Source organism: Parapedobacter deserti (assembly GCF_042646065.1).
GTDB classification, from domain to species: domain Bacteria; phylum Bacteroidota; class Bacteroidia; order Sphingobacteriales; family Sphingobacteriaceae; genus Parapedobacter; species Parapedobacter deserti.
On record NZ_JBHRTA010000022.1, the window covers coordinates 106,246 to 120,890 of the forward strand.

Annotated in this window: 12 protein-coding genes; 7 read left to right on the forward strand and 5 right to left on the reverse strand. The window is 48.5% G+C overall.

The window, feature by feature from the left end:
* Positions 1-44: 44 nt before the first annotated feature.
* The 3 genes from ACFOET_RS07220 to ACFOET_RS07230 form a co-directional block, all read right to left on the reverse strand.
* Complete coding sequence (locus ACFOET_RS07220) at positions 45-461, reverse strand: Fur family transcriptional regulator (protein ID WP_379021054.1); 417 nt, start codon at positions 459-461, stop codon at positions 45-47.
* 102 nt (positions 462-563) lie between these two features.
* Entirely contained in the window at positions 564-1,232 is a 669-nt protein-coding gene (locus ACFOET_RS07225; protein WP_379021056.1) for an HAD family hydrolase, read from the reverse strand.
* Complete coding sequence (locus tag ACFOET_RS07230) at positions 1,229-1,381, reverse strand: hypothetical protein (protein ID WP_379021058.1); 153 nt, start codon at positions 1,379-1,381, stop codon at positions 1,229-1,231. The genes ACFOET_RS07225 and ACFOET_RS07230 overlap by 4 nt, the downstream gene beginning before the upstream one ends.
* A gap of 115 nt (positions 1,382-1,496) precedes the next feature.
* Between ACFOET_RS07230 and ACFOET_RS07235 the strand changes: the two genes are divergently transcribed.
* Positions 1,497-4,310: a M16 family metallopeptidase gene (locus ACFOET_RS07235; RefSeq protein WP_379021060.1), complete on the forward strand. Its 2,814-nt coding sequence runs from the start codon at positions 1,497-1,499 to the stop codon at positions 4,308-4,310.
* A 70-nt stretch (positions 4,311-4,380) separates the two neighbouring features.
* Here the strand turns inward: ACFOET_RS07235 and ACFOET_RS07240 are convergent, their stop codons facing one another.
* Entirely contained in the window at positions 4,381-5,241 is an 861-nt protein-coding gene (locus ACFOET_RS07240) for a sigma-70 family RNA polymerase sigma factor (protein ID WP_090972378.1), read from the reverse strand.
* Positions 5,242-5,499: 258 nt separating this feature from the next.
* The gene (fmt, locus tag ACFOET_RS07245; RefSeq protein WP_379021063.1) at positions 5,500-6,438 is read right to left on the reverse strand and encodes a methionyl-tRNA formyltransferase; all 939 of its coding nucleotides are present in this window, start codon (positions 6,436-6,438) and stop codon (positions 5,500-5,502) included.
* Between the two features lie 63 nt (positions 6,439-6,501).
* Here fmt and ACFOET_RS07250 point away from each other — a divergent pair, with 63 nt between their 5' ends.
* From ACFOET_RS07250 to ACFOET_RS07275, 6 genes are all read left to right on the forward strand, one after another.
* The gene (locus ACFOET_RS07250) at positions 6,502-7,704 is read left to right on the forward strand and encodes an ABC transporter permease (protein WP_379021065.1); all 1,203 of its coding nucleotides are present in this window, start codon (positions 6,502-6,504) and stop codon (positions 7,702-7,704) included.
* A gap of 106 nt (positions 7,705-7,810) precedes the next feature.
* Positions 7,811-9,943 carry a cation:proton antiporter gene (locus ACFOET_RS07255; protein WP_379021067.1) on the forward strand — a complete coding sequence of 711 codons (2,133 nt, stop codon included), beginning with the start codon at positions 7,811-7,813 and terminating at the stop codon, positions 9,941-9,943.
* Positions 9,944-9,949: 6 nt separating this feature from the next.
* Complete coding sequence (icd, locus tag ACFOET_RS07260; protein ID WP_379021069.1) at positions 9,950-11,239, forward strand: NADP-dependent isocitrate dehydrogenase; 1,290 nt, start codon at positions 9,950-9,952, stop codon at positions 11,237-11,239.
* A 33-nt stretch (positions 11,240-11,272) separates the two neighbouring features.
* The gene (locus ACFOET_RS07265) at positions 11,273-12,634 is read left to right on the forward strand and encodes a sigma-54-dependent transcriptional regulator (protein ID WP_379021071.1); all 1,362 of its coding nucleotides are present in this window, start codon (positions 11,273-11,275) and stop codon (positions 12,632-12,634) included.
* A 30-nt stretch (positions 12,635-12,664) separates the two neighbouring features.
* Positions 12,665-13,636: a fumarylacetoacetate hydrolase family protein gene (locus tag ACFOET_RS07270; RefSeq protein WP_379021073.1), complete on the forward strand. Its 972-nt coding sequence runs from the start codon at positions 12,665-12,667 to the stop codon at positions 13,634-13,636.
* 18 nt (positions 13,637-13,654) lie between these two features.
* The gene (locus ACFOET_RS07275) at positions 13,655-14,542 is read left to right on the forward strand and encodes a flavin reductase family protein (RefSeq protein WP_379021075.1); all 888 of its coding nucleotides are present in this window, start codon (positions 13,655-13,657) and stop codon (positions 14,540-14,542) included.
* Positions 14,543-14,645: the final 103 nt, after the last annotated feature.

Consider the following 14,645-nt stretch of genomic DNA (forward strand, 5'->3'; position numbering starts at 1 on the left):
ACAGCAAAGGTAAGCCAAAAAGATATGCAATCGATTTGCAAACTTCAGTCTGAACAAGCGTCACAGAAGCCCTTTAATACCATGTTTATTTCTTTCAAGACAAACTTTTCGGAAAGATTTACAGCTGGAATAGCGTAATCGGTCAGGCAGAACGTGCGTTTGCACTGCTGGCAATGGAAGTGCACATGCAAATCCCCTGGTGAACACTCGCAACCTTCGCTGCAAAGCGCATATTTGGCGGATCCGGTGCCATCATCTATACTGTGAATAATTTTATGCTGTTCGAAGGTTTTCAGGGTGCGGTAGAGCGTTACCTTGTCCACTTTATCAAACCGCCCTTCAAGATCGGACAGGCTGACGGCAGCCTCCTGCCGGATGAGCGTATCAAGCACGAGCAGCCGCATTGCCGTCGGCTTGACCGACCGGGCCTCTAGTATATTAGCAAGCTGCTTTCCGTCCATCTCTAACGTATGCTAACTTCTTCAAACTTATACAAAAATCACGAAGTTTAATAGCGCTCGTCAAAAATGAGACCGTTAGGATTGCTTCGCGAGGGTGGAAGATCAAGCATGTTCTAGGTTAAGCAGTTGCTTAATGCGGTCTAAATCGATATCGTGGTAGTCGCGAATGTAGTGTTGGCAGGGCGGAAGCTGTTCCTTGGTGTGCGAAGTAAGCACGCCGACCACCTTGGCACCGGCATTGATGGCGGCAGTCACCCCGGAAAATGAGTCTTCAAAAATTACGCAGTTTTTCGGTTCCACGCCGAGCCGGCTGGCCGACTTCAGGTAAATCTCGGGGTCGGGCTTATGGGCTTGCACATCTTCGCTGGATAGCATAGCGTCCATCAGTGGACGCAGCGATAAGCCATCGATGATGAAATCAAGGTTGGCACGGGGAGCCGAGGTGGCTACGCCGAGGTGAAATCCTTCAGCCTTGAGTGCCGCAAGAAATTCCGGAAGCGCGGAAACGGGTTCCAAGCTCTCACGATAATGTTCGCGGAACAGTGCTTCTTTTTCGTCTGCCAGGCGTTGGACTTCGGTGTCGTTCAGGTCGCGTTTGAAAAAATACCGCATGATGTAATCGTTGTGTTTTCCATACATGTGGTCCTCGAACTCCTGTTCGGTATAAGGGATTTCGTATTTCTCAAAAAATTGCTTAAAGGCCTCAGAATGGTGGGGATTGGTGTGTGCAATGACCCCGTCCATGTCGAAAATGATTGCATAGTTGTTCATGCCGTAAAGGTAGGTTTTAAATACGTAAACATCAATTTGCCGCCCCATCCCATGTCGCCGTCAAAATCGATCAGCAACTGTTCCTGAGCGCCGAATACTGTTGCCGTGAATTGTTTGAATTTACCAGTGCCTAAAGGATCTGGTAGCATAAGCCGGAACGGAGATTTACATTTAACGTGCATACGCGATCAAAAAATGCTACATTTGAGACTATTTTAACCTCTTTTTATGCACAACATGAATCGATTATTATGCGCAATGGCGATGCCATTGTTACTACTGGCGTTCACGTCCGGGCCTTCAATCGCGCAGGATAGGCCAGCGCAGGGTACTTTGCGTCTTACCGATACCCTGCCGATGGATACCAGCGTACGCCGCGGAAAGCTGCCCAACGGGTTTGCCTACTTCATTCGACACAATAAGGAGCCGAAGGACCGTGTCGTGATGTACCTGGCCACCAAAGTCGGCTCGATATTGGAGACCGACAGCGAACTGGGACTGGCCCATTTTCTCGAACATATGCAGTTCAACGGCACTAAACATTTCCCGAAAAATGAACTGGTCGACTATTTGCAGCGGGCGGGTGTACGGTTCGGGTCTGACCTGAATGCGTATACATCGTTCGATGAGACGGTGTATCAACTGCCCATCCCTTCGGATGATCCCGAATTACTGAAAAACGGCCTTCAGGTGCTACGTGATTGGGCGCAGGATGCCTTGCTGGAGAACGAGGAAATCGACAAAGAACGAGGTGTGGTTCTCAATGAGATGCTGGGTGGACGCGGTGCACAACAACGCATGCGCGACCAGTACTTCCCGATGATACTAAACCAATCACGCTATGCACAACGCCTGCCCATCGGTACAAAGGAGATCATCGAAAGCTTCGACCATGAAACGTTGCGCAGTTTCCACCGTGCGTGGTACCGACCAAATCTGCAGGCACTGATTGTAGTAGGCGATATTGATGTGATAGCAATGGAAACACAGATTAAAGCGTTGTTTGCCGATCTTGAAAATCCGGACGACGCACCTGCACGTGAAAAATATAGCATACCACTAAACGGCAAGAATCAGTTTATGGCGGTGACCGATCCTGAAATGCCTCAAACGGTGGTGCAGGTGATTGTGAAGCACCCCGAAGAGGAGGTGACAACCGTTGCAGATTACCGCATGCAGCTGGCCAAAGCACTCTTCAATCAAATGGCCAGCGCCCGTTTTGCTGAGCTTATCCGCCAATCCGACCCACCATTTATTCAGGGTGGCGGCAGTATAGGAGGATTTTTAAGGGGATTGGATGCGTTTACCATGTACTTGTCGGCTAAACCTGGCGAAATGAGACGTGGGTTCGAAGCGGTGGTAACTGAGTTTGAACGCATCCGGCGCCACGGCTTTACTGACACTGAACTGGAACGCGCCAAAAATAATTTCCTCACCAGCGTAGAATCGGCCTATGCTGAACGCGATAAACGAAAGTCGGAAAGTTATGTTGAAAGCTATCTCAACCATTTTCTGGAAGGCGAAAACGTGCTCAGCAACGACGACCAATATCGATTGGGGCGCCAGCTGCTTGGTACCGTCACACTTGATGACGTCAATACGCTTGGCAAACAATACTATACGGACAGCAACCGCGACATCCTTATCATGGCCCCGGAGAAAGATAAAGACAGCCTTCCCGACGAAAGCACCGTGAATGGCTGGCTGGCTTCGATTCAAAAAACGGAAATAGCCCCTTATGATGACAACATGGCGGACGCGCAGTTGCTTGAAACGCTGCCCCCGGCGGGATCGGTGGTGAGCAAGGTAGACAGGCCCGAACTGGGAGTAACAGAATTGACGCTTAGCAACGGTGTTAAAGTGGTGTTAAAGCCAACCGACTTTAAGAATGACGAAATCAGTATTACGGCGTTCAGCCCGGGAGGAACGGCGTTGTACAACGACAGCGACTTTCTGTCGGCGGCATATGCAGCAACCGTAGTAGGCGGAAGCGGTCTCGGCCCATTTGATGCTACGCAATTGACCAAATACCTCAGCGGTAGAAAGGTTTCCGTACGGCCTTATGTTGCAGAACGTTCCGAGGGATTCAGTGCATCAAGCGGCAGGAAAGACCTGCAAACGGCTTTCGAACTTATTTATGGCTACTTCACCGTACCTCGGTTAGACATGGATGTGTTTCAAGGATACATGCAGCGGATCAAAGCTTCACTTGCCAACAGACTGGATGATCCGAACGCGGTGTTTTCTGACACCATAAACGCCGTGCTATACAACAATAACATCCGGCGCACAAGCATGACCGTGGAACAAGCTGATCTTGTTGACCCGAGCCGTGCGTTCGACATCTTCAAGGAACGCTTTGCAGATGCATCAGATTTCACGGTGACTATCGTCGGTAGTTTCACTGAAGCGGAAATCATGCCATTGCTACTCCAATACCTTGGTGGCCTGCCCAGCACGTATCGGGTAGAGGAGGCTCCGGATCTGGGTATCTATCCTCCGGAGAAAGGTATGCAGCGCACAGTGCATGTAGGCAAGGAACAAAAATCAAGTGTGCGGCTTTACTATTTCGGCGACTACAATTATTCGGAGACCGAAAACATGCAGCTGGACGCCCTGGAAAGTATCCTGAACATTAAACTAATCGAACGGCTGCGTGAGGCCGAAAGTGGTGTGTACGGTGTATCAGCCAACGCCAGCTATGCCAAATATCCGCAACATAAGTATTCCTTCAGCATCGCTTATGGCACTAGCCCGGACAAGGTGGAGCCGCTTATGGCGTCTGCGATCGATGAAATCAACAAGATCAAGCAGCATGGCCCCCAACAGGTAGACATCGATAAGTTTGTAAGCGAACAAAAGCGCCAGCTGGAAGTGCAGCTGCGGGAAAATGGATTCTGGTTAGGCCACCTGTCTAACTCATACCAGAACAACGAAGACCCGGCCTATATACTGAGATACCTCGACGAGCTGAACAAAGTGACAGCGGAGAACGTGAAGACAGTAGCAAACAAGTACCTCGTAGAGGACCGGCTGTTCAGGTTCGTGCTTATGCCAGAGACACGAGATGTCCCATAAAAAGGAAATAGCCTAATAAAAAAGCGCCTCTAACGGGGCGCTTTTTATTTGTAGCGGTAAAGAATACCTGTTAACCCAAATAGGATTTCAGAATGCGGCTGCGCGAGGTATGGCGAAGCCGCTGCAGCGCCTTGTCTTTGATCTGACGGACCCGCTCACGGGTGAGATTGAACTTCTCGCCGATTTCTTCCAAAGAAAGCTGGTGGTTTGATCCAAGGCCGAAGAATAATACGATAATTTCCCGCTCTCTTTCGGTGAGTGTAGCTAGCGAACGCTTGATCTCTTCGGAAAGCGATTCGTCGATTAACGTGCTGTCTGTGTCGGGATCGCTATTTTCCAGCACATCCAATAATGTATTTTCCTCGCCCTGCACAAACGGCGCATCCATGGATACATGGCGACCGGAATTACTGAGTGTATCAGATACTTTGTCAACTGTAGTTTCTAAAATATCTGCCAACTCCTCCGGCGACGGTTCGCGCTCGTATTCCTGCTCCAGTTTGGAGAATGCCTTGCTAATCTTGCTCAGCGAACCCACCTGGTTTAAAGGAAGTCGCACGATACGCGACTGCTCGGCAATAGCCTGTAGAATGGATTGACGGATCCACCAAACTGCATAAGAAATGAATTTAAAGCCCTTGGTCTCGTCAAAACGCTTCGCCGCTTTTATAAGGCCGAGGTTACCCTCGTTGATCAAATCGCCCAAGGTAAGGCCTTGGTTTTGGTATTGCTTGGCTACAGAGACGACGAAACGTAAATTCGTTTTTGTTAAACGCTCCAAAGCAGCCTGGTCTCCCTCCCTGATTTTTTGAGCGAGAATAACTTCCTCTTCGGCTGTAATTAAGTCTACTTTACCAATCTCGTGCAAGTATTTATCGAGTGATTGCGACTCACGATTGGTAATGGATTGTGTGATTTTGAGCTGTCTCATTGATATATTAAGTACCTTCCTCTTTTAAAAAGTTTGCAAAATTACGATTTTCCTAATCATATTAACTGATCTTTTTGGAAAAAGTTGTCTGATTTAGAGGAAATTATCGGATTTTTTCACCTAAAAACCTACCTCAAAAATTGTTCCAAATAAATTTTGTCAGTTACCACCGACTGTCAGTATAACTTTGGAAAAATCGCTAATTATCAACAAAGTAATAGACGGCTTGGTTAACTGATGGTTTACCCGGCATTGCTATTATGAGACAAATGTGACAGAAGAAAATCGATGTCCTCGTAAAAACGGCGCTACATCCATTCTTTTTTTACCTTCCAATTGAAGCTCATTAACGGCGATGCAGCCGTCTAGACAGGCGAATCTCAGGAAAGATACGCCGTCAGTGTACGGCGTTCCTGGCGTATAGGGTGCTGTAGCCGTTTCCTTGGTTGCAGAAAATATTTTAAGCATCTTTCCGTCAAGTACGGTATGGGCGGTAGGGTAGGGACTGAGGCCTCGGATTAGGTTGTGCACTTCATCGACCGGCCTGCTCCAGTCAATCAGGCAATCCTCTTTATAGATTTTTGGAGCGTGCTTGAGTATAGTCCCGGCTTCCAAGTGTTCTTGAGGAACGGGATCAATTTCCCCAGCGGCAATAGCCTTTACGGTTTTTACCAACAGGTCTGCACCGGTGACCATCAATTTATCATGTAAATCACCAGCGGTATCATCGGGACCAATCGCTACCTTTTCGGAAAAAAGGATGTTTCCGGTATCGATTTCATGCTGCAAACGGAACGTCGTGACACCGCTTATGGTTTCCCCATTGATGATAGCGTGATTTATTGGCGCTGCACCACGATACTGAGGCAAAAGGGACGCGTGCAAATTGATGGTTCCAAGAGGCGGCATATTCCACACGACTTCAGGCAACATGCGAAAGGCCACTACAACCTGCAGATCCGCGCGGCAGGAAGCAAGCGCTGACAAAAAGTCTGCATTCCGCAACTTTTCAGGTTGCAGAACTGGTAAACCATGAGCCATGGCGTACTGTTTGACCGCGGGTTGCTGGAGTCTTTGTCCGCGTCCGGCTGGTTTGTCCGGAGCGGTAACCACAGCAACGATCTCCTCACCGGCGTCGAGCAACGCCGCCAACGATCTTACAGCAAATTCCGGAGTTCCCATGAAGACGATGCGCATAGTTTTTTTATTACCTTTGCAAAGATACAAATTATATCAAGAGGCTTGAATTTTCCACTTTTTTTGGCAAAACGGATCGCCCTCAGCGGAAAGCAGACTTTTTCCACTTTGATTGTGCGGGTGGCCATCGGCGCTATCATGATAGGCTTGGCAGTCATGATGCTCTCGATCGCCGTTCTAAAAGGGTTTAAAGGCGAGGTTACCGCCAAACAACGGGGCTTCTTCGGAGACATTACAATCCGTAAATATGAACTAAATGCTTCCTATGAATCTTCTCCTTTCCGCCTCAACGACGCGCAGATAAGCGAAATAAAGGCGATTCCGGGTGTATCGTCTATCCAGTATTATGCCGCCAAACCGGGAATTATCAATGTAAACGATGAGGTGGAAGGCGTATTGTTCAAAGGAATTGACTCGTCATATAACCAACACTTTATTGCCAACGTGCTTGCAGAAGGGGACACGATTGATTTTACGGACAGCACGAAGGCGATCAGCCAAATATTGGTGTCACAATATGTCGCGAACCGGTTGCAACTGTCCGTTGGCGATGATTTTATCATGTACTTTGTGCAGGAACCGATCAGGCTAAGGAAATTCGAGGTAGTTGGTCTCTTCCATACTGGGGTGGAGGAACTTGACAACACTTATGTGGTCGGTGCCCTTCCATTGATCAGGAGGTTGAACAACTGGACGGATGGCGATGTGGGTGGCTATGAAGTGTCCATTGACGATTTCAACGGGTTACATACACTCACCGGCGAAATACAGGACATACTGCCGTTCGACGTGGATGCGGTGAACGTACGGGATCAGCTTCCCGAAATCTTTCAATGGCTCGACCTTCTGGATATAAACACCGTGATTATACTGATTCTCATGATAGTCGTCGCTGTGGTTAACATGGTGTCGGCCCTGCTTATCATCATTCTGGAACGTACGCCGATGATTGGTGTGCTAAAAGCACTAGGTTACACGGATGGTGGTATCCGCCGGGTCTTTTTATATCACGCAGCGTATTTAATCGGCCTGGGGCTTTTACTTGGTAATCTGTTGGGAATTGGGCTGTATGTATTCCAACAGCAGACCCGTTATTTCAAACTAGATGAAGCGTCGTATTATGTATCATATATCCCAGTCAGCATCGACCTGACCGAAATTGCTGTATTGAATATCGGTGTTGCTGTCATTGCGCTTGCTGTATTACTCATCCCATCTTATTTGATCAGCAGGATCAGTCCGGTAAAAGCTATCCAATTTCAGTAAGCGGACAGGGCTGGCTTCAGAAATGGCCGTATTTTGTTACCTTTGAAGCGAGCAAGCTAATGGGAATGCAATTTTGAACGTATGTACATTTATCTAAAGTAACCTTATGGGCAACAATTTTTTAGATCATCTAAGCCATGCATTTGAAACCCCGTTGAGCAATCCCGTGCTCATCTTCGCTCTTATCCTTTTCATCATCCTGCTGTCCCCCATATTGTTGCGCAGAATTAAGATACCAGGCATCATCGGTCTGATCCTTTCTGGTGTAGCTATTGGTCCGCATGGCTTGAACCTACTCGAGAAAAATTCAGCTGTCGATCTATTTTCAACGATCGGCCTGCTTTACATCATGTTCATCGCCGGTCTCGAACTGGACATGAATGAATTCCGGAAATCACGACATAAAAGTATTCTGTTTGGCTTTTTTACCTTTGCCATCCCGATTGCAATCGGGTATCCGGTATGCTATTATGTCCTTGGATATGACACGCTGGCAAGTATCCTGATATCCAGTATGTTCGCCACACATACCTTGGTTGCTTATCCTGTCGTAAACAGTTACGGCATTTCTAAGAATGAGGCGGTCGCAATTACCATTGGCGGCACAATTCTTACCGACACAGCGGTGTTAATCATTCTTGCAGTAATCATCGGAGCGTCTCAAGGCGAACTAGACCAACGGTTTTGGGTAACGTTAGGCATTTCGTTCGCTGTCTTTCTATTGATTATGTTCGGCATTGTGCCGCGTATCGCCAAGTGGTTCTTTCAAAAAGTGGAAGGTGAAAAGACTGCGCATTATATCTTCGTGCTTTCAGTTGTCTTTTTTGCGGCCTTTCTGGCGGAAATTGCCGGGTTGGAGCATATCATCGGAGCGTTTGTCGCTGGTTTAGCACTAAATAAGTTGATCCCGCATTCATCAGCGTTGATGAACCGGATTGAATTTATCGGCAATGCCATATTCATCCCTTTCTTCCTGATCAGTGTCGGGATGATTGTAGACACAAGTGTACTGTTCAACGGTCCGACCGCCTTACTGATCGCTGCCACCTTGACAATAGTCGCCATTTTTAGTAAATGGATAGCGGCTTGGTTCACACAACTATCTTTCGGTTATTCAACCGCCCAACGCCAAGTTATCTTCGGGCTTAGTAGCGCACATGCGGCAGCTACGCTCGCAGTCATTATGGTCGGCTTCCAGTACCAGATCATTGATGAGAATGTACTCAATGGTACTATTGTGCTGATTTTGGTGACCTGCATCGTTGCCACGTTGTCAACGGAAAATGCCTCGAAAAAGGTGGTACTCGCCGGTGAGCAAGACGAAATAACCACTGAAAAGAATATCGCCAGGGATGAGCAATTGGTTCTGCCAATTGCCAATCTAAACAACATGGAGTCTTTACTGGACTTTGCGACCCTTATCAAGAGCAAACATTCACCGCACCCGCTTACGGTATTGACTGTCGTCCCCAACAATGAAATGGCCGAACAAAACCTGCAAAGAGCAAGGAAAAACCTTGACTCGACCGCCAAATATGCTTCAGGTAGCGAGACCGAGGTGAATATGATGGCTACCATAGACCACAATATAGCAAGCGGTATCAGTCGGGCTGCACGGGAAATAGGGGCTGACGGCATCTTGCTGGGGTGGCCGAGTAAGCCGGGTATCATTGAAAAAATGGTGGGAGAGAAGACCGAAAGCATCCTCAATCAGACCGACACTAATCTATTCATGTGTCATGTAGACCAGCCGCTGATTACGCAGAAACGCATTGTAGCGTTTTTTCCACCGCTATCGGAATCTGAACTTGGCTTTGATTTCTGTATGGAGAAAATTTTGCGCCTTTCGCTGGAGCTGACCGTTGCCATTCATTATGTCTGTGCTGCGCGGACTGAAACCGCCATAGCCGATTACTTAAAACGAAACAAAAACAGTACGCGCGTGTTTTTCTCTTACCATGACGAATGGGAGGACTTAGCCGAATTGCGAAAATTTGTAAAGGAGAACGACCTGATTGTGTTTGTGTCTTCAAGGCAGGGGGAAGTGTCATACCGGCATTCGTTTGATGGTATCCCCAAAAAACTCGGCCGGGTATACGCGCAACATAACAGGATACTGATATTCCCAAGCAGGCGAACGGGATACTCGCTCGACGAATATGAAGACGTATCCACAGCGCCGATCCTACAGCGCATAGGAAGAGGAATCGGCAGTATGTTCACGAAAGACAAACATTAGAACGGTATGACAACGCCAAGAATCACAAAAAGATCGGACGGGACGCTTAGCGTTCCTGATCATGTCAACATCCCTTTTATCATTGGCGATGGTATAGGACCTGATATTTGGCGCGCATCGGTAAGGGTGTTTGACGCGGCGGTGATAGCGTCGTATGGAGGACGGAGACGGATCAACTGGATTGAAGTACTGGCAGGAGAGAAGGCATTTAACCTCACCGGGGAGTGGCTGCCTCAGGAAACGCTTGATACGCTGCATAACCACCTGGTTGGCATAAAGGGCCCACTGACCACGCCGATCGGCGGCGGAATCCGTTCGCTAAATGTGGCGATACGAAAAGCGCTCGATCTCTATGTCTGCCAACGACCCACACGCTGGTTTAAAGGCGTGCCCTCGCCGGTAAAACACCCTGAATATGTAGATATGGTGGTCTTCAGAGAGAATACGGAGGACATCTACACAGGGATCGAGTTTAGTGCCGGTTCTGCCGACGGTGACCATCTAAAAGATTTCCTTGAGCGTGATCTGGCGGTTGATTTCAATTTCACGGCGGATACGGCGCTAGGCATTAAAACGGTTTCTGAAAACGGGTCTAAGCGGCTGGTAAGGGCCGCTATCGAATACGCCATCCGGCACCGCCTACCCTCAGTGACATTAGTACACAAAGGCAACATCATGAAGTACACGGAGGGTGCATTCAAGAATTGGGGGTACGAACTTGCCGAGGCCGATTTCACTGATTATACGTATACGTGGGCTCAATGGGAAAAAATGAAAGCGTCGAATGGGGAGAAGCATGCAAATGCAGCATTAGTGGCGGCCCAAAACGAGGGCAAAATCATTGTAAAGGACGTCATTGCCGACAATTTTCTGCAGCAAATTTTGTTGAATCCCAAAGATTATTCCGTTATTGCTACATTGAATCTGAACGGTGACTACATTTCGGATGCACTGGCGGCTATTGTTGGCGGCATCGGTATTGCGCCGGGAGCCAATATCAATTACCGTACAGGACACGCTGTATTCGAGGCTACACATGGTACAGCGCCGCGATTTGCAGATACTGACAGCATGAATCCATCGTCAGTGATACTCAGTGGCGTAATGATGTTGGAATACATTGGATGGAATGAAGCCGCAGCAGCGATTGTAACCGCCCTAAAGGAAACCATTTTACAGAAAACCGTCACCATCGACTTCTTTAACCACATGGAAGGCGGAAAACTGCTAAGAACGAGTGAATTTGCTTCAGCAATCATCGATAAAATAAAACCCGGCATTGAACGTTCGATATAAACAACAGATACTCATTTTTAAATGACGGACCCCATGGCCAATATTCTATTGGTAGAAGATGACACAACGTTTGCCGCCATTCTCGAAAACTTCCTAAAAAAGAAAGGATTCGATGTCTCGGTGAAATATAGCGTAAAAAGCGGCATCGAAGCGCTTAAACACGAAACGTTCCACTTAATCCTTTTGGACTACCGGCTGGGGGATGGGATAGGATTGGACGTATTGGAGGCGCTCCGGGTGCAGGGCAAGTACGTCCCGTCGATTATCATGACCAGTTTTAACGATGTCAGGACCGCTGTGAAAGCGATTCGGCAGGGGGCTTTTGATTACATTACCAAACCTGTAAATCCGGATGAACTGCTAATGGTGGTGAACGAAGCACTTGAAGGTAAATCTCCCCAGCGAGCACACCCTTCGTACCCACGTCCAAACAAAGAGGGTACGGACCCTACAGATTCCGTGCAAGGAACAAGCGCAGCCGCCCGTAAACTCCATGAATATATCTCGTTAGTTGCACCTACAAATATGTCGGTGTTGATCCGCGGAGAGAGTGGCACAGGGAAGGAATACGTGGCCCGATCCATTCACCGGTTGAGCACAAGGACGAATGCGCCTTTTGTCTCTATAGACTGCGGTACCCTGTCTAAAGAACTGGCATCGAGCGAGCTTTTCGGACACATTAAAGGATCTTTTACCGGAGCCCTTAACGATAAGACTGGGCTATTTGTTGAGGCGTCCGGCGGAACGCTTTTTCTCGATGAAATAGGAAACTTGTCGTATGATGTGCAGGTGAAATTATTGCGGGCGTTGCAAGAGAAGGTAATACAACCGGTAGGTGCGAATAAGACCATCAGCGTAGACGTGAGAGTTATCGCAGCTACCAATGAAGATCTGCTCGGTTCAGGTAAGTTCAGGGAAGATCTTTACCATCGTATTAATGAGTTTGAGATCGTTGTACCCGGGCTCCGTGAGAGAAGAGGCGACTTCCAACAGTTTGTCGATTTCTTTGTTAAGAAAGCCAACGACGAATTAGGCCGGGACGTCCGCGAATTGGCCGACGAGGTCAAAGACATTTTCGATGCGTACGATTGGCCGGGCAACTTGCGGGAGTTGAAAAACGTCATTAAACGCATGGTGCTGCTATCCCGTGGGCATACGGCCGACATCTCAGCGTTGCCCCAAGAAATGGTGTTTGCAATTAAGCACCAAGGCGCGACGGAGCCGGCGCCTTCCGCAGATAATCCCGACTTGCGCCTACATAGTGAGGCGCACGAACGTAAGTTGATTTTGGACGTCCTTCAAAAAGCAAAATACAACAAGAGCAAGGCGGCTCAGATGCTCAATATAGACCGCAAGACGCTCTATAACAAAATGGAAAAGTACGGTATTGAATAACCCATCAGTACAAACATTTGTAAGGTGCATATGAAGTTGTTTTCATATAATGTCGATAATAAAGACCGGCTAGGGATAGCCATCGGTACCCTACGTTATGACCTACATCAAGCCAATCCCCAATTGCCAGATAACATGGCTGATTTTCTGAGGGGCGGCACTGATGCCATGGAGTTAGCTAAGCGTGTGGCCGTCCGACTGACAACGGGCCCTACCGATGTTGAGCCTCTACAAGCAGTTCGCCTGGTTGCACCGGTTCCCCAACCAACGTCCTGCCGCGACGCCTATGCGTTCAGGCAGCATGTGGAAACTTCCCGGCGGAACAGGGGATTGGCGATGCTCTCTGAATTTGACCGATTTCCTGTGTTTTACTTTACCAACCACCAGGCTGTTTGCGGCCCGGGCGACATCTTTTGCATGCCGCTTCACTTCGACCAGCTGGATTTTGAATTGGAGGTAGCCGTCGTGCTCAATAAAGGGGGGAAGAACATAAAGGCAAGCGACGCCGATGGCTACATCGCTGGCTATATGATTATGAATGACCTTAGTGCCAGACGCCTGCAAATGGAAGAGATGAAGCTCAACCTGGGACCCGCAAAGGGCAAGGATTTTGCAACCGCTATGGGTCCATACCTCGTTACGCCCGACGAGCTGGAGGACTTCCGAACCGCGCCCGCTGCTGGGCACATTGGGAATGTTTATAATCTGGAGATGACCTGTGAGATCAACGGAATTCGGGTATCCAAGGGTAGTCTCGCCGACATGCATTGGACATTTGCCGAAATCATTGAGCGCGTTTCCTATGGCGCAGAGGTGTATCCAGGCGATGTTATCGGATCCGGAACAGTAGGTACAGGCTGTTTCCTTGAATTGAACGGCACAAAAAAGCTTCAGGACCCGTCATATCTTCCCCAATGGTTGCAACCGGGGGATGTAGTAGAGATGGAGGTGACAGGGTTGGGGCGGCTATTGAATACCGTGAAATTGGAATTTGCATCATAGTTTCATAGCTTTGCGCCGATGACAAAACGCTTCGATCCGTACACCCACCCGCAATTCGACGACCTGATCAAACACGCTGTTGCCCCAAGGCCTATCTGCTTCGCAAGCACAATCGACGGGTCTGGACGCGTAAACCTGAGCCCGTTCAGTTATTTCAATCTGATGTCCCAGCGCCCACCGATTTGCGTGTTTTCACCTTTGCGCCGGATCCGAGACGGGAGCACCAAGCACACACTCGAAAACATGAGGGAAGTGCCCCAAGTCGTCATCAATATCGTTGATTATGGCATGGTACAGCAACAATCGTTGGCGAGTACAGAGTATGCGAAGGAAGTAAACGAGTTTGATAAAGCGGGTTTCACGCCGACGGCATCAGAGCTGGTGATGCCGCCTCGGGTCGCCGAGTCGCCAGTACAACTGGAATGCAAAGTGCGCGAAATCATTGAACTAGCGGATTCGCCCGGAGCCGGAAGCTTAGTAGTGGCAGAAGTACTACGAATGCATGTGCAGGAGCAGGTTCTGGACGATGGCAATCGTATCGACCAAGCTAAACTTGACCTAGTGGCGCGGCTTGGTGGCGATTGGTATTGCAGGGTGACGTCCGAAAATTTATTCCGCGTAGCGAAACCCTTGCGGAGCTTGGGTATCGGCGTGGACCAACTGCCCCAGCATATCAGGCTTTCACCGGTACTCACCGGCAATCACCTAGGCCAGCTAGGAAATGTCGAAGAGCTCCCTTCTGATGAAGAGGTGGAGGCGCTCCGTACAGAATCTGAAATCTGCGATATGTTTAACGCCTTTATCGGCGATAAGGCAACTCTGCAAATCCACTTGCACCGGAAAGCCGCAGAATTTCTTGATGCCGGTGATGTGCATAAAGCATGGAAGGTGCTGTTGTTAGATTGACCGCGGGAACCCAGTTTTATTGAATTATTCGCAATTATTTATTGGAATCATTGAATTGATTTCAATAAATAATTATTAATTTTGCAGCCATAAAAACGGGATA